A 19,026-nucleotide genomic window follows, 5' to 3' on the forward strand; every position below is an offset into this window, starting at 1 on the left:
TCTGTATAAAATTCCGCCTTAATAATGCGTTTCATTTGCATCAAAATAATTTTAATGAAGGGTAGCGTTTAATGAAAAAGGTTCTCTGCGCGTTAGGCCTGGCCGTTGTATCAATGAGCACCGCTCTGGCTACCACGTATCCGCTCACGATAGAAAACTGCGGGTATAAAGAGACATTTACCAAAGCGCCGGAACGCGTTGTGGCCCTGGGTCAGAATACCGTCGAGATCCTGCTTCTGCTGGGTCTGGAAGATAAGGTGAAAGCCAGCGCCTTCTGGCCGACCAAAGTATTGCCGCAGCTGGCTGAGCAGAATGCAAAAATCAAAACTCTGACCGTCGAAATTCCGACGCTTGAATCCATCCTTGCGCAAAACCCTGATTTTGTTCCTGCACAGCTGCCGCTGCTGCTCGGGCCGGAAAGTAAGGTCGCAAAACGCGAAGACCTGGCCACCGTTGGCGTAAACAGCTATTTATCCCCGGGGATGTGCGCCACTAAAAAAGCCGCAGGGGACATGTACGGCAGCCGTCAGACGCTGTGGGACATGACCTACCTTTATAAAGAGATTGAAGATTTCGCGAAGATTTTCAACGTGGAAGCGCGCGGCCAGGCCGTTATCGCTGATTTCAAAAAACGTGAAGCCGACCTGCGTCAGGAATTTGGCAAAAACAAACAAGACCTCTCCTTTGTTTTCTGGTTCTCAAGCTCCTCGCCTTCGGCTGATGCCTATGTAGGCGGCAAAAACAGCGCCTCCGGCTTTATTGCTAACGTGCTGGGCGGCCATAATGCCATTACTTCAGAGACCGAATGGCCGACCGTGGGTTGGGAAAGCATTATTGCCGCTAATCCGGACGTGATTGTGGTTTCCAGCCTGGATCGTAACCGCTGGGCATTGGACAACGCGGAAGAAAAAATCAAATTCCTGAAAAGCGATCCCGCTGTCAGCCAGCTTGATGCTGTCAAAAAAGGCCATATCGTCGTGATGGACGGCCAGGCTATGAACCCGACGATTCGCACACTTTACGGTGCCGAGCAGGTCGGTGAACAGCTCAGAAAACTGGGACTGAACTGATGACGGCAGCCGTACTTCAGGCCCGACAGGGCCTGTTTCTGACCACCTCTGTTCTGCTTGCCGTCGTTCTGCTGTTTCTGGTGATTGGCCTTGGCGTGAGCGTCGGTGAGCTGTCGATTCCGCTTTCAAACGTCTTTTACGCAATTGGCAATAAGCTGGGGCTGAGCGACGTTCCGCTTAACCGTATCTATGAAAGTGTCATCTGGGACTTTCGTCTCAGCCGCGCGCTGGTGGCGGCCTGCTGCGGAGCCGGTTTAGCCATCTGCGGGGCCGTGCTGCAAAGCCTGCTGAAGAACGCGCTGGCGGAACCTTACGTGCTCGGCGTGTCGGCGGGTGCCTCAACCGGAGCGGTGTCGGTCGTCGTATTGGGGATTGGCACCGGCGCGGTGTCACTCTCTGCCGGCGCCTTTGCCGGTGCTTTTGCAGCGTTTGCCTTCGTCGCCTTCCTGACCAACGGTGCGCGCGGCGGCAATGAACGCACGATCCTGGCGGGCGTGGCGGCCTCCCAGTTGTTTAACGCCATTACCGCCTATACCATCAGCACCTCTGCCAGCGCACAACAGGCACGCGACGTAATGTTCTGGCTGCTTGGCAGCTTTAGCGGCGTACGCTGGCCTGAATTCCAGCTGGCGCTGGTAGTGGTGCTGACGGGGCTGGCCATCTGTCTTTATTATTCCCGCGCGCTGGACGCCTTTACCTTTGGTGATGATGCCGCCGCCTCGTTGGGCATTGCCGTGCCCTGGGTGCGCCTTGCCTTGTTCACCACCACCGCTCTGATCACCGCGACCATCGTCAGTATGGCGGGGTCTATTGGTTTTGTCGGGCTGGTCGTTCCACACATCATGCGTTTCCTGTTTGGACCGCTGCACCGCACGCTGCTGATAGCCAGTGCGCTGGCAGGGGCGATCCTGATGGTGCTGGCCGACATTGCCTCGCGGATGCTGATTGCCCCGCAAAGCCTGCCGGTTGGCGTCGTTACCGCACTGGTGGGCGTACCTTTCTTCGCCGTGATCATCTACCGCTCAAGGAATAAGTGATGAGCATCTGCGCCGACAAAATTACCTGGAAGGTAGGCAAAAAAGTCATCGTTAATAACGTGTCGCTAAAGGTGGCGCGGGGCGAAACGGTGGGTCTGCTTGGCCCTAATGGCTGCGGTAAATCTTCGCTGTTGCGCATTCTGGCGGGCCTGCGTCGCCCGGATGCCGGGTGCGTGACGCTGGATGGAAAGAACATTGCCCGCATTGCCAAAAAGCAGCTGGCGCGCCGCGTGGCGTTTGTTGAACAGCACGGAATGACCGACGCCAATATGCGCGTGCGCGACGTGGTCAAACTGGGGCGTATTCCGCACCATTCTCCCTTCTCGAACTGGAGCGCGCAGGATGACGAAACCGTCACCGCCGCCCTGCAACGCGTGGATATGCTGGATCGCAGCGAACAGGGCTGGCTGAGCTTATCCGGCGGCGAGCGTCAGCGGGTACATATCGCCCGCGCGCTGGCGCAAACGCCCACCGAGATCCTGCTGGATGAACCAACCAACCATCTGGACATTCATCATCAAATGCAACTGATGCACCTCATCAGTGAGCTGCCGGTGACCAGCATCGTCGCTATTCACGATCTTAACCACGCGTCCATGTTCTGCGACTCGCTGATTGTGATGCAGCAAGGGCAGATTGTGGCGACAGGAACGCCGCAGGAAATCTTATCCGAGGAGTTACTCTGGGACGTCTTCAGAGTGAAAACCAGAATCGAGACCTCGCCGTATCACGGCAAAAAGCATATCCATTTTATCGTATAGGGATGCGTTAAAAAGATGCCTCTTCGCACTGCCGCCACCCTCTGGCCGCCCGTTCTGCTGGGCAGCCAGTTTGTGTTTAATATCGGCTTTTACGCGGTCGTTCCCTTCCTGGCGATCTTTCTACGTGACGATATGCTGCTCTCCGGTGGACTGATTGGGCTGGTGCTGGGGCTGCGCACCTTTTCCCAGCAGGGGATGTTTATTGTCGGCGGCGCGCTTTCAGACCGGTATGGTGCGAAGAGCGTGATCCTCAGCGGCTGCATTGTCCGTGTGGCGGGTTATCTGCTGCTGGCCTTCGGCCAGTCTCTGTGGCCCATCATTCTGGGGGCCTGTCTGACGGGCGTCGGCGGCGCGCTGTTCTCGCCGTCGATAGAAGCCCTGCTGGCCAAAGCGGGAACGCAAAGCGAGGCGAAGGGTAAACGCAGCCGCGCCGAGTGGTTTGCGCTGTTTGCGGTGTGCGGTGAACTCGGCGCCGTGCTTGGCCCGGTGATGGGTGCCCTGCTGACGGGTCTGGGTTTCCGCCAGGTTGCGCTTGCTGGTGCAGGTATATTTATCGTTGCGCTGGTGGTGCTCTTTTTCTGCCTGCCCGCGGCGCATCACAGCACGAAGCCGCTGAAAATTCTGCCCTGGTGGACGACCTTTCGTCAGCCGCGTTTCGTCGCCTTTATCATTGCCTACAGCTCCTGGCTGTTAAGCTATAACCAGCTTTATCTGGCGCTGCCGGTGGAGATCCAGCGCGCCGGGGGGAATGAAAAAGATCTGGGACCGCTGTTTATGCTGGCCTCGGTGCTGATCATCATACTGCAATTGCCCCTCGCCCGCTTCGCCCGAAAAGTTGGCGCGGTGAGGATTTTACCGGTAGGTTTTTTGCTGCTCTCCGCCGCGTTTGCCAGCGTGGCGCTCTTTGCCGCGACAGAGCCGCCGGAAGGCTGGCTGCGCCTGCTGCCGTCAGCAAGCCTTGTTACGCTTTTAACGCTCGGACAGATGCTGCTGGTACCGTCGGCAAAAGATTTGATCCCACTTTTTGCCGAGGAGTCGACGCTAGGGGCGCACTATGGCGCGCTTTCAACCGCTGGCGGCGTTGCTGTCCTGGCGGGGAATTTAGCGTTAGGCGGCCTGCTGGACAAGGCGCTGGTGCCCGCAACGCAAGCCATTTACCCCTGGCTGTTGCTGGCAGTGTTTCCGCTGTGCAGCGCCGTCGCCCTGAGCGTGATTTGTCGCCCTCTGCGGCGCTGAGTCGATTATTTTTTGGGCCGATACTTTTCCGGTAATTGCGGAACCGGACGGCGATCGTCGATCAGATGACGGATGGTCAGAATCGGATGACGCCATAACATACGTGGACCCGCCCAGCGCATCACCTGCTTCATCTCTTCCCGTCGGGCGGGCTGATAACAGTGCACCGGGCACTGTTTGCAGGCAGGTTTTTCCTCACCAAACACGCATTTATCCAGCCGCTTATCGGCATAAGCCTTGAGCGCCGCATAGTGCCCCTCTTCTTTTATGGCTTGCGGACACCTGTTTTCGTACAGGGCGATCATTCTGGCGATCGTCTTTTTTTCTCGTGAAATACGTTTACCGGACATAACGCCGCCCTCAACAATAAAGTGCATTTATAATACCCTTTTATCTGCACATTTTCAGTCATTGCATTCCGTTTTCTGAAGCGTCCTTCCAGAATTACCCCGCCCCCCGCCGCGCTTTACTGGTATTTTATACAGGCATAAATAACCACCTTTGACCGCATTCACCGGAGCGCTTATGCAAGAAATCGCGATCGCCAAACCCTATCGTCACTTGAAAGTGGGTTACTTCAGAAAACGTCATGAAGACCGTAAAACGAAAATACCAAAACGGTACAGCGTACACGCAGCGCTGAGCCTTAAAGGCGACTGGCTTGAACAAGCGGGATTTACCACCAACTCGCAGGTTCGGGTAGGCGTCGAACACGGGAAAATCATCATTGAACTCATGGCGGAAGATGCCTCGTAAAGTCGTGACTTTTTTCTGCGCCGCACCTTTTTTTCATGCGACAATAGAAGGAACAATCGGCCATTGAGCCGCTCAAAGCGTAATATTTTCAAAGAAATGGATATCATAACTCCATGAGCACAATCGACAATTTCGACGCACATACGCCGATGATGCAGCAGTACCTGAAGCTGAAGGCACAGCATCCGGAAATTCTCCTGTTTTACCGTATGGGCGATTTTTACGAGCTTTTTTATGACGATGCGAAACGTGCGTCTCAGCTGCTCGACATTTCACTGACGAAACGTGGCGCGTCGGCAGGCGAGCCCATTCCGATGGCGGGTATCCCGCATCACGCGGTTGAAAACTATCTGGCGAAGCTGGTGAACCAGGGCGAATCTGTCGCTATCTGCGAACAAATTGGCGACCCGGCCACGTCGAAAGGCCCCGTTGAGCGCAAGGTCGTGCGCATCGTGACGCCGGGAACCATCAGCGATGAGGCTCTGCTTCAGGAGCGTCAGGATAACCTGCTGGCGGCGATCTGGCAGGACGGTAAAGGGTTTGGCTACGCCACGCTGGATATTAGCTCCGGTCGTTTTCGCCTGAGCGAACCGGCTGACCGTGAAACCATGGCGGCTGAGCTACAGAGAACCAATCCCGCAGAACTGCTCTATGCAGAGGATTTCGCCGAGATGGCGCTGATTGAAGGTCGCCGCGGCCTGCGTCGCCGTCCACTCTGGGAGTTCGAAATTGATACCGCGCGCCAGCAGCTTAACCTGCAATTTGGCACGCGCGATTTGATTGGCTTTGGTGTGGAAAATGCACCGCGCGGGCTGTGTGCCGCAGGCTGTCTCTTGCAGTACGTTAAGGATACGCAGCGTACCGCCCTGCCGCATATCCGTTCAATTACCATGGAGCGTCAGCAGGACAGCATCATCATGGATGCCGCCACGCGCCGCAATCTGGAGATCACTCAGAACCTCGCTGGCGGGATTGAAAACACGCTGGCGTCGGTTCTCGACAGCACGGTTACTCCCATGGGCAGCCGTATGCTCAAACGCTGGTTGCATATGCCGATCCGCAATACCGACACGCTAATCGGCCGCCAGCAAACCATTGCTGCCTTACAGGATCGTTACACCGAATTACAGCCGGTGCTGCGTCAGGTGGGTGACCTTGAGCGTATCCTTGCGCGCCTGGCACTGCGTACCGCGCGTCCACGCGATCTCGCCCGTATGCGTCACGCTTTCCAGCAGTTGCCGGAACTGCGCGCTCAGCTGGGAGAGATCGACAGCGCGCCGGTACAGAAACTGCGCGAAACCATGGGGGAATTTACCGAGCTTCGCGAACTGCTGGAACGCGCCATCATTGATGCGCCGCCTGTTCTTGTGCGAGATGGCGGGGTCATTGCGCCGGGTTACAACGAAGAGCTGGACGAATGGCGTGCGCTGGCCGATGGCGCGACGGATTATCTGGATAAGCTGGAAATCCGCGAGCGTGAACGTCTGGGGCTCGACACCCTGAAAGTCGGCTACAACGCGGTACACGGGTACTATATCCAGATCAGCCGTGGGCAGAGCCACCTGGCACCTATTCACTACGTTCGCCGCCAGACGCTGAAAAATGCCGAGCGCTACATTATTCCCGAGCTGAAAGAGTACGAAGACAAAGTGCTCACGTCGAAAGGTAAAGCGCTGGCGCTGGAGAAACAGCTGTATGACGAGCTGTTCGACATCCTGATGCCGCACCTGGCCGATCTGCAACTGAGCGCCGCTGCGCTGGCCGAGCTGGATGTCCTGGTAAACCTGGCCGAGCGCGCCGATACGCTGAACTACACCTGTCCAGCCTTTACTGACAAACCCGGCATTCGCATTACCGAAGGCCGCCATCCGGTGGTTGAGCAGGTGCTGAACGAGCCCTTTATTGCCAACCCGTTAAACCTGTCACCGCAGCGAAGAATGCTGATCATTACCGGCCCCAATATGGGCGGTAAAAGTACCTATATGCGCCAGACAGCCCTTATCGCGCTGCTCGCCTACATCGGCAGCTACGTTCCGGCGCAGAAGGTCGAGATTGGCCCCATCGACCGTATCTTCACCCGTGTGGGTGCGGCGGACGATCTGGCGAGCGGTCGCTCTACCTTTATGGTCGAGATGACCGAAACCGCCAACATTCTGCATAACGCGACAGAGAACAGTCTGGTGTTGATGGACGAAGTCGGGCGCGGAACATCAACCTACGATGGTCTGTCGCTGGCCTGGGCGTGTGCGGAAAGCCTGGCGAATAAAATCAAGGCGCTGACGCTGTTCGCAACTCACTATTTCGAACTGACACAGCTTCCAGAGAAAATGGAAGGCGTGGCTAACGTCCACCTTGATGCGCTTGAGCACGGCGACACCATCGCCTTTATGCACACGGTGCAGGACGGCGCGGCAAGCAAGAGTTATGGCCTGGCCGTTGCCGCGCTGGCGGGCGTGCCGAAAGAGGTGATTAAGCGCGCGCGTCAGAAATTGCGTGAGCTGGAAAGTTTGTCACCGAATGCGGCAGCCACGCAGATAGATGGTACGCAGATGTCGCTGCTGGCGGTTCCGGAAGAGACCTCTCCGGCCATGGAAGCGCTGGAAAATCTCGACCCGGATTCCCTGACGCCGCGACAGGCGCTGGAGTGGATTTATCGGTTGAAGAGTCTGGTTTAGTTCTCTGCGGTCTTTTTTGCCGGGTGACGGCTTCGCCTTACCCGGCCTACAAAACCCGTAGGCCCGGTAAGCGTAGCGCCACCGGGCAAAGGACCGCACAATATTATCGCCCGGTAAGCGCAGCCGCCACCGGGCTTTTTTTACAGCAGCGGCGGGATCGTCGGCACCTGCGGCGCCTCATCAATATCCTTCTGCGTCATGCGGAACGCTTCCGGATAATGCTCGCGGCTGATTCGGCGCAGCGGTTCGGTATCGCGCCAGGTATACAGACAGTGCTGACACTGGTATACCGTCCAGACACCTTTCACCGGTGATGTTGCCATCACTTCAATATGTTCATCGGCACAACGTGGACAAATCATTTTTTCCTCCTTATTGACGTGCCGCCAGCATCGCGGTCAGTTTTTCGGCCCAGGCTTTGGTTTCAGGGAGATCCTGTACCGGCTGGCTGTAGTGACCACGGTTGTCCGGGGCAACAGGGGTGGTGGCATCAATGATCAGCTTGTCAGTGATCCCCGCCGGGCTGGAGCCAGGGTCAAGCTCGAGCACAGACATATTCGGTAGCTGCACCAGATCGCCTGCCGGATTGACCTTTGATGACAGCGCCCACATCACCTGCGGCAGGTTAAACGGATCGACATCTTCATCCACCATAATCACCATCTTCACGTAACCCAGACCGTGTGGCGTGGTCATGGCGCGGAGCCCGACCGCACGGGCAAAACCGCCGTAACGCTTTTTAGTGGAGATAATCGCCAGCAGACCGTGGGTGTACATGGCGTTTACCGCCTGCACTTCCGGGAATTCCGCCTTCAGCTGCTGATAGAGCGGTACGCAGGTGGCGGGCCCCATCAGATAATCAATCTCGGTCCACGGCATGCCCAGGTAGAGAGATTCGAAAATCGGTTTAGTGCGGTAAGAAACTTTGTCGATACGCACAACCGTCATGTTGCGCCCGCCGGAGTAGTGCCCGGTAAACTCGCCGAACGGCCCTTCAATTTCACGTTTCCGGCCTTCAATCACCCCTTCGAGGATCACTTCCGACCCCCACGGCACATCGAAACCGGTCAGCGGAGCCGTCGCAATCGGATACGGGCTTTCACGTAGCGCACCGGCCATCTCATACTCGGATTGATCGTATTTCAGCGGCGTGGCGCCCATCAGGGTGATGATCGGATCGTTACCCAGCGTAATGGCAATTGGCAGGTCTTTGCCGCGCTCTTCTGCCTTATGCAGATGCAACGCAATATCGTGCATCGGCACCGGTTGCAGGCCGAGCTTACGCTTGCCCTTCACTTCCATACGATAGATCCCGACGTTCTGCTTGCCGAAGTGAGCGGGGTCGAGCGGATCGCGGGAGACAACGCATGCTTTATCGAGATAAAAGCCCCCGTCACCGTCGTTCAGGCGGAACAGCGGCAGAATGTCGAACAGGTTAATGTCTTCCCCGTCCACCGTGTTCTGCGCCCAGGCCGGGTTTGCACGACGCTCTGGCGCGACGGGAAATTTGTCCCAGCGACGAATAAACTCGTCGATCTGTTTTTTCACCGGGGTATTCGCCGGCAGCCCCATCGAAATAGCGTGGTTTTGCCACGAGCCGATAGTGTTCATCACCACACGGGCATCGGTGAAACCGCGAATATTATCGAACCACAGCGCAGGCGCGCCATCGCCAATGCGCCCGGTAGCGTTGGCGGCCGCCGCTAAATCCGGCTCAGCGTTTACCTCTTCCTCAATTTTCAGCAGCTGCCCTTGCTCATCGAGCGCCTGCAAGAAGCTTCTCAAATCATCAAATGCCATCTTTATTCTCCTGTGAAAAATGTTTCGCTGCCTGCAAACCTTCCCAGCGTCGGGCTTTTTTATGCTCCAGACCGAACTGGTCGAGAACGCGGGTCACGATATGATGGGTAATGTCATCGGCGGTTTGCGGGTGGTTGTAGTACGCAGGCATAGGCGGCACCATCGCCACGCCCATGCGGGAAAGGGCAAGCATGTTCTCGAGATGGATGGTACTGAGCGGCGTCTCACGGGGAACCAGCACCAGCTTGCGTCCCTCTTTCAGCACCACGTCTGCGGCACGCCCTACCAGCCCTTCGGCGTAGCCCGCGCGGATACCCGCCAGCGTTTTCATGCTGCACGGGATGACGATCATGCCATCGGTGCGAAACGAGCCGGAGGAGATGGTGGCAGCCTGATCGGCCGGGCTATGGACGACATCCGCCAGGGCAGCAACGTCATGCGCAGTGAAGGGCGTTTCCAGCTCAATCGTGGTTTTTGCCCACTTCGACATCACCAGATGCGTTTCCACCTCCGGCATTTCCCGCAGCGCCTGCAACAACGCCACGCCTAATGGCGCACCCGTTGCGCCCGTCATTCCCACAATCAATCTCATTCAGCACCTCAATTAGTTTGTTCGTATACGAACATATTAATTAAACTACGCCTTGATTCTGCTGCTGACAAGATCGTTCGCATACGATCACACTAATCGCTAAAAAACTCTCGCGTTAAAATTCAGCCCGAGAGCGGCTATCATAGAGGGAGTATTTTTTCGTCGGAGTGTTCATGGAGTTAAGACAAGAAGCTTTCCACTTGCTACGTCAGCTTTTTCAACAGCATACCGCCCAATGGCAGCACGCTTTGCCAGGACTGACCAAGCCACAATATGCGGTGATGCGGTCAATTGCTGAAAATCCTGGCATTGAGCAGGTTGCCCTGACTGAAGTCGCGGTGAGCACCAAAGCGACGCTGGCAGAAATGCTGAGCCGCATGGAAGCACGCGGCCTGGTCAGGCGCGAGCACGATCCGGCGGACAAGCGCCGTCGGTTTGTCTTTCTGACGGCCGAAGGTGAGGCCCTGCTTAAGAGCAGTAAACCGATTGGAAATGAGGTGGATGAAGCGTTTTTGGGGCGCCTTAACGGCGCGGAACGAGAGCAATTTTCGGCGCTCATCAAAAAGATGATGCGAGATTAATTAACCCTGGCGCGCATAAAATCAATAAATGTTCGCACTTTTGCGGGCACATGCCGGGCATCGGGATAAACGGCATAGATGCCCTGCTGTGCAAACGTGTAGGTCGGTAAAAGCGAGACCAGCTCCCCTGCATCCAGTGCGTTTCGCACCAGCCACTCCGGCAGCAGCGCCACCCCACATCCGGCAAGGGCGAAAGCCATTAGCGCCTGGGCGCTATCCGCATACAGGCGCGGCGCTTTCTTGATCTCAAAGGAAACCGGATGACGCTCAACGCCTTTCACCTGCCAGCGCAGCGGCGACGTTAAACGCTCGTGAATGATCCAGTCCGCTTCCGCCAGCTGCTCCAGCGAGTCAACCGGATGATTTGCCAGCCAGCCTGGCGTTGCCACGGGCAGGATCGTGAAGGTGGTCATCAAGGCGGCGTGGTAGCGTGAATCTGCAAGCGTGCCCAACCGGATAGCGACATCGAAGCGCTCCGCGATAAGATCGGCATGTAAAGAGGACGAGACATGCCGCACGCGAAGATCCGGGTGCAGCTGACTAAATTCAGCCAGCAAAGGCACCACTACCTGCGAGCCATACTCGGGCGTGGTGGTGATCCGCAGCTCTCCCGTCAGCCCGGCGTGGTTGGCGCGAACGTCATCCTGCAATCGCGCTGCGTCCCGTAACAGCATCACGCTTCGTTGATGAAAGAGCTTCCCCGCCTCGGTCAGCGTCAGGCGACGGGTGGTTCGCAGCAACAGGGTGACGCCCAGCTCCTCTTCAAGCTGGCGAATATGAAAACTGACCACCGCTTTTGTGAGCCCCATCGCCTCCGCCGCGGCGGTGAAACTGCCGGTGTCCGCTACGGCGATAAACATCGCCGTTCGCTGTAAATTAAGCATCGCTTGCCTGGTTGACTGTCAAAAGAATGTTGACAGTATATCGCGCTTTGTCGCGTTTATCCGTAACGTGCGGGCCGATACGATACGCCACCTCACCGGAGGAACTACCATGACGTATCGCAGCAAAATCGCCGTCGTCTTTCTGCTCGGCTTTTTCCTTGATTTGATAAACATGTTTATTGCCAGCGTCGCCTTTCCGGCGATGGCTCGCGCTTTCGATACCACACCTTCCGCGCTTGCCTGGGTAAGTAACGGATATATTGCCGGGCTGACGTTAATCATCCCTTTCAGCAGTATCCTGACGCGCCGCGTCGGGCCGAAGCGCGTTATCCTGCTCTCACTGCTTCTCTTTAGCGCGGCCTCCGTTGCGGCGGCTCTCTCATCTTCGCTGGAAAGTCTGATTGCCTGGCGAGTCGTACAGGGCGCCGGAGGAGGGCTACTGATCCCGGTTGGTCAGGCGCTGACCTGGCAACAGTTTAAGCCTCACGAGCGGGCCAGACTCTCCTCGGCGGTGATGCTGGTCGCACTGCTTGCCCCCGCCTGCTCACCTGCTGTGGGCGGTATGCTGGTTCAGACATTCAGCTGGCGCTGGATATTTTTTGCCACCCTGCCCGTCGCCATTGTCACCTTTGCTTTGGCCTGCGCGTGGCTTAAAACAGAAGCGTCACCAATAAACACCACCAGAATAGTCAACCTGTCTTTGCTGACGGACCCGCTGTTACGCTTATCCATGCTTATCTATTTGTGCGTACCCGGCATCTTTATTGGCGTGAACGTAACGGGCATGTATTACCTCCAGAGCGAGGTAAACATGACGCCCGCAGCAACGGGTACGCTTATGCTGCCGTGGTCTGTGGCATCGTTTTTGGCTATCACCGCGACAGGACGCTATTTCAACCGTATCGGCCCCCGGCCGCTGGCGATCGTCGGTTGTCTTTTGCAGGCGACGGGCATTCTGCTTTTAATTAACGTCGGCCCGGCAATGCTGTTACCTGCCGTTGCGTTTGCATTGATGGGTGCGGGGGGAAGCCTTTGCAGCAGTACGGCTCAGAGCAGCGCGTTTTTGACGATGCGACCGCAAGATATGCCTGATGCCAGTGCGCTGTGGAATCTGAATCGTCAGTTGAGCTTTTTCGTGGGCGCCTTGCTGCTGACGCAGGTGCTGAGCGTCATGCAGGCTTATCTCGCGCCACTGGCTGCCTGGCACGGGATGTTTATTTTTGCCGCAGTCATCACGCTACTGCCCGTACTGTACGTCTACCGTATTAACAACACCCAGTTGCTTACGCAACTGCAACAGGAGCAACCATGACGCCTTTCGAACACGAGATCCTCGACATCCACGTCGCCCTTGAAAACTGGTTAGGTGCAGGCGAAGGCGATCGAGACGCCCTTCTCGCCCGTTTCCGTCCGGATTTTCTGATGGTACCACCGAGTGGCAACCCTTTAGATCATCACGCGCTTGTCCAATTTTTATATGCGCAGCGGGGAACCCGACCCGGGCTCAGGATCGGCATTGATGCGTTAACGACGCTCCAGACATGGGACAACGGCGCGGTGCTTCATTACCGGGAGACGCAAACCCGGCCAGGCCAGCCCGTCAACGTGCGCTGGTCAACCGCGGTGCTTAATCAGGAAGGGGATAACATCACCTGGCGTTTGCTGCACGAAACGGCGCAGCCGTAAGGCATAAAAAAGGCCCGTCTCACGACGGGCCTTTTCTGACGAATGGTTGCTTACTCGCGGAACAGCGCTTCGATATTCAGACCTTGCCCTTGCAGGATTTCACGCAGGCGGCGTAGCCCTTCAACCTGAATCTGACGAACACGTTCACGGGTCAGGCCAATCTCACGGCCGACATCTTCCAGTGTCGCAGCTTCATACCCCAGTAAACCGAAACGACGTGCCAGCACTTCACGCTGTTTGGCGTTCAGTTCGAACAGCCATTTGACGATGCTCTGTTTCATGTCATCGTCCTGCGTGGTGTCTTCCGGGCCGTTGTCTTTTTCATCGGCCAGGATGTCCAGCAGCGCTTTTTCGGAGTCGCCACCCAGCGGGGTGTCAACCGAGGTAATGCGCTCGTTGAGACGCAGCATACGGCTTACGTCATCAACCGGTTTGTCGAGTTGCTCTGCAATCTCTTCCGCACTTGGCTCGTGGTCCAGTTTATGGGACAACTCGCGCGCGGTACGCAGATAAACATTCAACTCTTTGACGATGTGGATCGGCAGTCGAATCGTACGGGTCTGGTTCATAATAGCCCGTTCGATGGTCTGACGAATCCACCAGGTCGCGTAGGTTGAGAAACGGAACCCGCGTTCCGGGTCAAACTTCTCAACTGCGCGGATGAGACCTAAGTTGCCCTCTTCAATCAGATCCAGCAGAGCCAGACCACGATTGCCGTAACGGCGGGCAATTTTCACGACCAGTCGCAGGTTACTTTCGATCATGCGACGACGCGAGGCAACATCACCACGCAAAGCACGACGTGCAAAATAGACTTCTTCTTCGGCCGTTAGCAGTGGGGAGTAACCAATCTCCCCAAGGTAAAGCTGAGTCGCGTCCAGCACACGCTGTGTGGCACCCTGCGATAACAGCTCTTCTTCAGCCAAATCGTTATCACTGGGTTCCTCTTCTACTAAGGCTTTTTCGTCAAAAGCCTCTGCTCCGTTCTCATCAAATTCCGCGTCTTCATTTAAATCATGAACTTTCAGCGTATTCTGACTCATAAGGTGGCTCCTACCCGTGATCCCTGGACGAGACACCCTGGCTGGCATGCCCCGTCAATTTATCGCTGCGGTAAATATTGCAGCGGGTTTACGGATTTCCCCTTGTAACGAATTTCAAAATGCAAGCGTGTAGAACTGGTTCCGGTGCTACCCATGGTAGCGATTTTTTGCCCCGCCTTAACTTCTTGTTGTTCCCGGACCAGCATAGTGTCGTTATGGGCGTAGGCACTCAGGTAATCATCATTATGTTTGATGATAATAAGATTACCGTAACCGCGCAGTGCGTTACCGGCATAGACAACGCGTCCGTCTGCGGTCGCGATGATTGCCTGTCCTTTACTGCCTGCGATATCGATCCCTTTGTTACCCCCCTCAGAGGTGGCAAAGTTCTCGATAATCTTGCCGTCAGTTGGCCAGCGCCAGGTGGTGATTGACGAGCTGGCATTCTGACTGCTTGCAGTCGGTACAGTAGAGCTAACCACAGGTGCCGTAGTCGGTGCTGTGACAACAGTCGCAGTACCTTTATTATTCGGCAACATTTTGTTAGCACTCTGATCACCTGAATCCTCAGAATACGTAATTACAGGTTGTGAAGCAACCACCGTGGTGGTTTTTTGTGCAGGGGTAACGCTGTTATTTTGCGCGGTTACGTCGGCCGCTGAAACGGTGTTGCCTGGCGTAAGCGGTGTCCCCGTCGCGTTGCCAACCTGAAGCGTTTGCCCGACTTCCAGAGCATACGGGGCCTGGACGTTGTTTCGCTGTGCCAGATCGCGGAAATCGTTCCCGGTGATCCAGGCAATATAGAACAGCGTATCGCCGCGCTTCACGGTATAGGTGCTGCCGCCGGTATAGCTACCTTTCGGAATGTTCCCATACTTACGGTTATACACTATGCGGCCATTTTCGGTCTGAACAGGCTGATCCACTGGCTGAATCTGCGAAGGCTGCGTAACTGGACGCTGGACCGGCTGGATCTGCGGAGTTTGCTGCGCCGCTGAGGTGCCCATTTTAGGCGGAGGGGTGATCAACATTCCGCTGGACGTGTTACCCGAGCCGCTGGTTCCATTAACGGAACTGACGGGTGCAGGCGCGTTATTCGAACTAGTACAGCCTGCCAGCCAGAGCGAAACCAGTGATAATGCCGCAACACGGCTGATGGTGAATTTTGGGCTTCCCGCGCTCATTTATCCCCCAGGAAAGTGTTAACTACCAGTGACTTAAAAAATAACCGTGATGGCACGAACTATCGCGCCACACCATACGCTGAATTTGCCTTAATAACCCTGGAAAAATCCGAGTCTCAGGCCAGCTCGCCCTTAACCAGGGGCACAAAGCGTACGGCTTCCACGATATCGATAATAAACTCGCCGCCGCGACGACGAACGCGCTTTAAAAACTGATGCTCATCCCCGACGGGCAAAACAAGAATGCCCCCCTCATCCAGCTGCGAGAGAAGGGCTGCGGGGATTTCAGGTGGCGCTGCCGTGACAATGATGGCATCAAACGGGGCGCGAGCCTGCCAACCCTGCCATCCATCGCCGTGTCGTGTCGATACATTATGTAAATCAAGCTGTTTCAGGCGACGACGCGCCTGCCACTGCAAGCCTTTAATCCGTTCCACGGAACAGACATGGTGCACAAGGTGGGCCAGGATCGCGGTTTGATACCCTGAACCGGTGCCAATTTCCAGTACGCGGGAGTCTGGTGTTAACTCCAGAAGCTCCGTCATACGCGCCACCATGTAGGGCTGCGAAATCGTCTGACCCTGCCCGATAGGCAGCGCCACGTTTTCCCATGCTTTGTGTTCAAACGCCTCGTCTACAAATTTCTCACGCGGAACTCGAGCAAGCGCCTCAAGCACGTGCTCGTCGCGAATACCCTGTGCGCGAAGTTGTTCCAGAAGAGTTTGTACACGTTTGCTTACCATTGCGCGTTCACTCCGACCCGATCTAACCAGTCCGACACCACATCATGCGCGCTATAAGCGGTTAAATCTACGTGCAACGGCGTAACGGAAACGTAACCTTCATCCACCGCAGCGAAGTCGGTGTCTGGCCCGGCATCGCATTTATCTCCCGGCGGACCGATCCAGTACAGGGTATTGCCGCGCGGATCCTGCTGGGGAATAACCTGATCGGCCGGATGGCGACTGCCGCAGCGCGTCACGCGGATCCCTTTGATCTCGTCCAGCGGGAGATCCGGCACGTTGATGTTGAGGATACGCCCGGTGCGCAGCGGCTCGCGGCCAAGCGCACGGAGAATGGAGCAGGTCACCGCGGCGGCAGTTTCATAGTGAGTATGACCGTTTAACGAGACCGCCAGCGCCGGGAACCCCAGGTGACGTCCTTCCATCGCTGCGGCCACGGTTCCGGAGTAGATCACATCATCGCCCAGATTTGGCCCGGCATTAATGCCGGAGACCACAACATCCGGACGCGGGCGCATCAGCGCATTCACGCCCAGAAACACGCAGTCGGTCGGCGTCCCCATCTGTACGGCAATATCGCCATTCTCAAAGGTAAAGGTGCGAAGTGAAGACTCCAGCGTCAATGAGTTAGACGCGCCACTGCGGTTACGATCGGGAGCCACGACCTGCACATCCGCAAACTCACGGAGGTGTTTCGCCAGCGTCTGAATACCAGGCGCATGGATCCCGTCATCGTTACTCAGCAATATTCGCATAATCACCCGACGTGTTGATAAGTTCCCTGACAACACTGGTGGCAAAGCTACCTGCCGGCAGCCAGAAGCGTAACTCGATGGTTACGTCATCCCACCAGTTCCAGCTCAGCTGTTGCGGGTAGAGGAGCATCGCACGACGTGCCGCCTCGACCTTTTCCCGCACCAGCAAGGATTGTAATTCTGGCGCATCCGCCACCGCTGACTGCTCTGCGGCAAGCGCCTCGCCCTGGGTTCCCCAGTCGCCTGAGCCCGGCAAGGCGGCGGTAATCATCAGCGCTTTAGCGTCCACACGCGACTGGGCATCGGCCATCTCTTCGGCCGTTGCCACAAACCAGCTTCCGCGTCCCGCTAATTGTAGCGCATCGCCGACAACAACTTGATTCGCGTCCGGTTTTTTCAGCCGTTCGCTTACCATCTGATTAAACAACGCACTGCGGGCCGCCGACAACCAAAAACTGCGTTTATTCCGATCGCGCACCGGTGCATCGCTTTGCGCCCAGCGCAGCGCACCCAGCAGGTTACTGCCACCGATCCCAAAGCGCTGTGCGCCAAAGTAGTTCGGTACGCCGCGTTCACCGATAGCGTTCAGACGTTTTTCAACGTCTTCGCGGTTGGTCACTTCACGCAGCACCAGCGTGAAATAGTTGCCTTTCAACGCTCCCGGGCGCAATTTGCGCTTGTGGCGGGCATACTCCAGTACCTTACAGCCCTCGAGCTCAAATTTGCTTAAATCGGGCATGGCGTTGCCGGGCACGCGGGCGCAAAGCCACTGTTCGGTCACGGCATGTTTATCTTTTTGACCGGCAAAGCTCACTTCGCGGGCGTGAATTTTGAGGAATTTTGCCAGCGCGTCCGCCACGAAGCGGGTGTTGCAGCCGTTTTTCAGAATGCGCACCAGGATATGCTCGCCTTCGCCGTCCGGCTCAAAACCCAGATCTTCCACTACCACGAAATCTTCAGGGTTGGCTTTCAGCAGACCCTTGCCCTGCGGTTTACCGTGCAGATACGTCAGGTTGTCGAAATCCGTCATTTGGCCGCCTTTACCAGCAGCGCCACGGCCTCACAGGCAATGCCTTCGCCACGGCCGGTAAAGCCCAGCTTCTCCGTGGTGGTCGCTTTGACGTTGACGTCGTCCATATGGCAGCCCAGATCTTCAGCGATAAACACGCGCATCTGGGGGATGTGCGGCAGCATCTTCGGTGCCTGAGCTATGATCGTCACATCAACGTTGCCGAGGGTGTAGCCTTTGGCCTGAATGCGACGCCAGGCTTCGCGCAGCAGTTCGCGACTGTCCGCGCCCTTAAAAGCAGCATCGGTGTCCGGGAACAGTTTTCCGATGTCGCCCAGCGCGGCGGCACCCAGCAGCGCATCGGTCAGCGCATGCAGCGCCACGTCGCCATCAGAATGCGCCAGCAGACCTTTTTCGAAAGGAATACGCACGCCGCCAATGATAATTGGGCCTTCTCCGCCAAAGGCGTGTACATCAAAACCGTGTCCAATACGCATTATGCCTTCTCCTGAGGGGTCGTACGGGTAAGATAAAATTCCGCGAGCTGTAAGTCTTCCGGGCGCGTTACTTTTATATTATCAGCGCGCCCTTCAACAAGCGTTGGGTGGAAACCGCAATACTCCAGCGCCGAGGCTTCGTCCGTAATGGTCGCACCTTCTTTAAGCGCACGCGTTAAGCAGTCGTGGAGTAATTCGCGGGGAAAAAATTGTGGCGTCAGCGCGTGCCATAGATCGACGCGCTCAACGGTGTGCGCAATCGCCGGTTTACCCGGTTCGGCACGCTTCATGGTGTCACGCACCGGGGCGGCCAGAATGCCGCCCACTTTACTGGTTTCACTCAGCGCCAGCAGACGCGACAAATCGTCGTGATGCAGACAGGGACGCGCGGCATCGTGCACCAGCACCCACTGCGCGTTTCCGGCAGCCTGAAGGCCCGCCAGTACAGAGTCGGCCCGCTCTGCGCCGCCGTCAACAACGGTAATCTGGGGATGATTCGCCAGCGGGAGCTGCGCAAAACGCGCATCGCCGGGGCTGATGGCAATAACAACGCGTTTCACCCGGGCATGTGCCAGCAGCGCCGCCACGGCATGCTCGAGGATCGTTTTATCGCCAATTGAGAGATACTGCTTAGGACATTCTGTCTGCATGCGCCGGCCAAAACCTGCGGCCGGCACCACGGCACAGACGTCCGAAAAAGTTGCTGCCATGTCGTAA

At 56.6% G+C, this 19,026-nt stretch carries 22 protein-coding genes; 10 read left to right on the forward strand and 12 right to left on the reverse strand.

The annotated features are described in order from the left end of the window. The first annotated feature begins 71 nt into the window (after positions 1 to 71). Genes G6Q29_RS14310 through G6Q29_RS14325 form a run of 4 tightly spaced genes read left to right on the forward strand, consistent with a single transcriptional unit; the run spans position 72 to position 4,104 of the window. Positions 72 to 1,070 (forward strand): ABC transporter substrate-binding protein, encoded by a 999-nt coding sequence (locus G6Q29_RS14310; protein WP_165466146.1) that lies wholly within the window; start codon positions 72 to 74, stop codon positions 1,068 to 1,070. Beyond that, positions 1,070 to 2,107, forward strand: coding sequence for a FecCD family ABC transporter permease (locus G6Q29_RS14315; RefSeq protein WP_165466147.1), 1,038 nt, complete (start codon positions 1,070 to 1,072; stop codon positions 2,105 to 2,107). Before G6Q29_RS14310 ends, G6Q29_RS14315 begins: the two co-directional genes overlap by 1 nt. Beyond that, a complete protein-coding gene (locus G6Q29_RS14320; protein ID WP_165466148.1) occupies positions 2,107 to 2,868 on the forward strand; it encodes an ABC transporter ATP-binding protein in 762 nt (253 codons plus the stop codon). Before G6Q29_RS14315 ends, G6Q29_RS14320 begins: the two co-directional genes overlap by 1 nt. A 15-nt stretch (positions 2,869 to 2,883) precedes the next feature. Further along, complete coding sequence (locus G6Q29_RS14325; RefSeq protein WP_165466149.1) at positions 2,884 to 4,104, forward strand: MDR family MFS transporter; 1,221 nt, start codon at positions 2,884 to 2,886, stop codon at positions 4,102 to 4,104. A gap of 5 nt (positions 4,105 to 4,109) precedes the next feature. On the opposite strand, the gene G6Q29_RS14330 is transcribed toward G6Q29_RS14325, so the two are convergent. Continuing rightward, the gene (locus G6Q29_RS14330) at positions 4,110 to 4,454 is read right to left on the reverse strand and encodes a nitrous oxide-stimulated promoter family protein (protein ID WP_207309801.1); all 345 of its coding nucleotides are present in this window, start codon (positions 4,452 to 4,454) and stop codon (positions 4,110 to 4,112) included. A 175-nt stretch (positions 4,455 to 4,629) separates the two neighbouring features. Between G6Q29_RS14330 and G6Q29_RS14335 the strand changes: the two genes are divergently transcribed. Together G6Q29_RS14335 and mutS are read left to right on the forward strand one after the other, a co-directional pair. Beyond that, entirely contained in the window at positions 4,630 to 4,860 is a 231-nt protein-coding gene (locus tag G6Q29_RS14335; RefSeq protein WP_003862120.1) for a SymE family type I addiction module toxin, read from the forward strand. Positions 4,861 to 4,973: 113 nt separating this feature from the next. Then, entirely contained in the window at positions 4,974 to 7,535 is a 2,562-nt protein-coding gene (gene mutS, locus G6Q29_RS14340; RefSeq protein ID WP_165466151.1) for a DNA mismatch repair protein MutS, read from the forward strand. A gap of 140 nt (positions 7,536 to 7,675) precedes the next feature. Here the strand turns inward: mutS and G6Q29_RS14345 are convergent, their stop codons facing one another. From G6Q29_RS14345 to G6Q29_RS14355, 3 genes are read right to left on the reverse strand one after another with little or no spacing between them, the layout of a single operon-like run. Then, the gene (locus G6Q29_RS14345) at positions 7,676 to 7,897 is read right to left on the reverse strand and encodes a non-oxidative hydroxyarylic acid decarboxylases subunit D (protein WP_063622359.1); all 222 of its coding nucleotides are present in this window, start codon (positions 7,895 to 7,897) and stop codon (positions 7,676 to 7,678) included. 10 nt (positions 7,898 to 7,907) lie between these two features. Beyond that, positions 7,908 to 9,335 carry a non-oxidative hydroxyarylic acid decarboxylases subunit C gene (locus tag G6Q29_RS14350; RefSeq protein ID WP_165466152.1) on the reverse strand — a complete coding sequence of 476 codons (1,428 nt, stop codon included), beginning with the start codon at positions 9,333 to 9,335 and terminating at the stop codon, positions 7,908 to 7,910. Beyond that, positions 9,325 to 9,927: a non-oxidative hydroxyarylic acid decarboxylases subunit B gene (locus G6Q29_RS14355; protein ID WP_017692764.1), complete on the reverse strand. Its 603-nt coding sequence runs from the start codon at positions 9,925 to 9,927 to the stop codon at positions 9,325 to 9,327. Before G6Q29_RS14355 ends, G6Q29_RS14350 begins: the two co-directional genes overlap by 11 nt. 173 nt (positions 9,928 to 10,100) lie before the next feature. On the opposite strand from G6Q29_RS14355, the gene G6Q29_RS14360 reads away from it, so the two are divergent. Further along, positions 10,101 to 10,508: a MarR family winged helix-turn-helix transcriptional regulator gene (locus G6Q29_RS14360; protein WP_165466153.1), complete on the forward strand. Its 408-nt coding sequence runs from the start codon at positions 10,101 to 10,103 to the stop codon at positions 10,506 to 10,508. On the opposite strand, the gene G6Q29_RS14365 is transcribed toward G6Q29_RS14360, so the two are convergent. Next, a complete protein-coding gene (locus G6Q29_RS14365; RefSeq protein ID WP_165466154.1) occupies positions 10,505 to 11,392 on the reverse strand; it encodes a LysR family transcriptional regulator in 888 nt (295 codons plus the stop codon). The two genes, G6Q29_RS14360 and G6Q29_RS14365, sit on opposite strands and share 4 nt — an antisense overlap. A gap of 109 nt (positions 11,393 to 11,501) precedes the next feature. Between G6Q29_RS14365 and G6Q29_RS14370 the strand changes: the two genes are divergently transcribed. Beyond that, positions 11,502 to 12,704, forward strand: a complete 1,203-nt coding sequence (locus tag G6Q29_RS14370; RefSeq protein ID WP_165466155.1) for an MFS transporter — start codon at positions 11,502 to 11,504, stop codon at positions 12,702 to 12,704. After that, on the forward strand, positions 12,701 to 13,078 hold the full coding sequence (locus G6Q29_RS14375) for a DUF4440 domain-containing protein (protein WP_165466156.1): 378 nt from the start codon (positions 12,701 to 12,703) through the stop codon (positions 13,076 to 13,078). The genes G6Q29_RS14370 and G6Q29_RS14375 overlap by 4 nt, the downstream gene beginning before the upstream one ends. A gap of 50 nt (positions 13,079 to 13,128) precedes the next feature. On the opposite strand, the gene rpoS is transcribed toward G6Q29_RS14375, so the two are convergent. Both rpoS and nlpD read right to left on the reverse strand, forming a co-directional pair. Beyond that, positions 13,129 to 14,121 (reverse strand): RNA polymerase sigma factor RpoS, encoded by a 993-nt coding sequence (gene rpoS, locus G6Q29_RS14380; protein ID WP_013098493.1) that lies wholly within the window; start codon positions 14,119 to 14,121, stop codon positions 13,129 to 13,131. 59 nt (positions 14,122 to 14,180) lie between these two features. Beyond that, the gene (gene nlpD / locus G6Q29_RS14385; RefSeq protein WP_347564189.1) at positions 14,181 to 15,254 is read right to left on the reverse strand and encodes a murein hydrolase activator NlpD; all 1,074 of its coding nucleotides are present in this window, start codon (positions 15,252 to 15,254) and stop codon (positions 14,181 to 14,183) included. Here nlpD and G6Q29_RS21830 point away from each other — a divergent pair. Continuing rightward, on the forward strand, positions 15,196 to 15,327 hold the full coding sequence (locus G6Q29_RS21830; protein ID WP_341857558.1) for a peptidase: 132 nt from the start codon (positions 15,196 to 15,198) through the stop codon (positions 15,325 to 15,327). The two genes, nlpD and G6Q29_RS21830, sit on opposite strands and share 59 nt — an antisense overlap. A gap of 94 nt (positions 15,328 to 15,421) precedes the next feature. On the opposite strand, the gene G6Q29_RS14390 is transcribed toward G6Q29_RS21830, so the two are convergent. From G6Q29_RS14390 to ispD, 5 genes are read right to left on the reverse strand one after another with little or no spacing between them, the layout of a single operon-like run. Next, a complete protein-coding gene (locus tag G6Q29_RS14390) occupies positions 15,422 to 16,048 on the reverse strand; it encodes a protein-L-isoaspartate(D-aspartate) O-methyltransferase (protein ID WP_165466158.1) in 627 nt (208 codons plus the stop codon). Next, entirely contained in the window at positions 16,042 to 16,803 is a 762-nt protein-coding gene (gene surE / locus G6Q29_RS14395; RefSeq protein WP_165466159.1) for a 5'/3'-nucleotidase SurE, read from the reverse strand. The genes G6Q29_RS14390 and surE overlap by 7 nt, the downstream gene beginning before the upstream one ends. Next, the gene (truD, locus tag G6Q29_RS14400) at positions 16,784 to 17,833 is read right to left on the reverse strand and encodes a tRNA pseudouridine(13) synthase TruD (RefSeq protein WP_165466160.1); all 1,050 of its coding nucleotides are present in this window, start codon (positions 17,831 to 17,833) and stop codon (positions 16,784 to 16,786) included. Before truD ends, surE begins: the two co-directional genes overlap by 20 nt. Further along, on the reverse strand, positions 17,830 to 18,309 hold the full coding sequence (gene ispF / locus G6Q29_RS14405) for a 2-C-methyl-D-erythritol 2,4-cyclodiphosphate synthase (RefSeq protein WP_165466161.1): 480 nt from the start codon (positions 18,307 to 18,309) through the stop codon (positions 17,830 to 17,832). Before ispF ends, truD begins: the two co-directional genes overlap by 4 nt. After that, positions 18,309 to 19,019: a 2-C-methyl-D-erythritol 4-phosphate cytidylyltransferase gene (gene ispD, locus G6Q29_RS14410; RefSeq protein ID WP_165466162.1), complete on the reverse strand. Its 711-nt coding sequence runs from the start codon at positions 19,017 to 19,019 to the stop codon at positions 18,309 to 18,311. Before ispD ends, ispF begins: the two co-directional genes overlap by 1 nt. Positions 19,020 to 19,026: the final 7 nt, after the last annotated feature.

The organism is Enterobacter cloacae (genome assembly GCF_011078175.1).
Lineage (GTDB): Bacteria > Pseudomonadota > Gammaproteobacteria > Enterobacterales > Enterobacteriaceae > Enterobacter > Enterobacter cloacae_Q.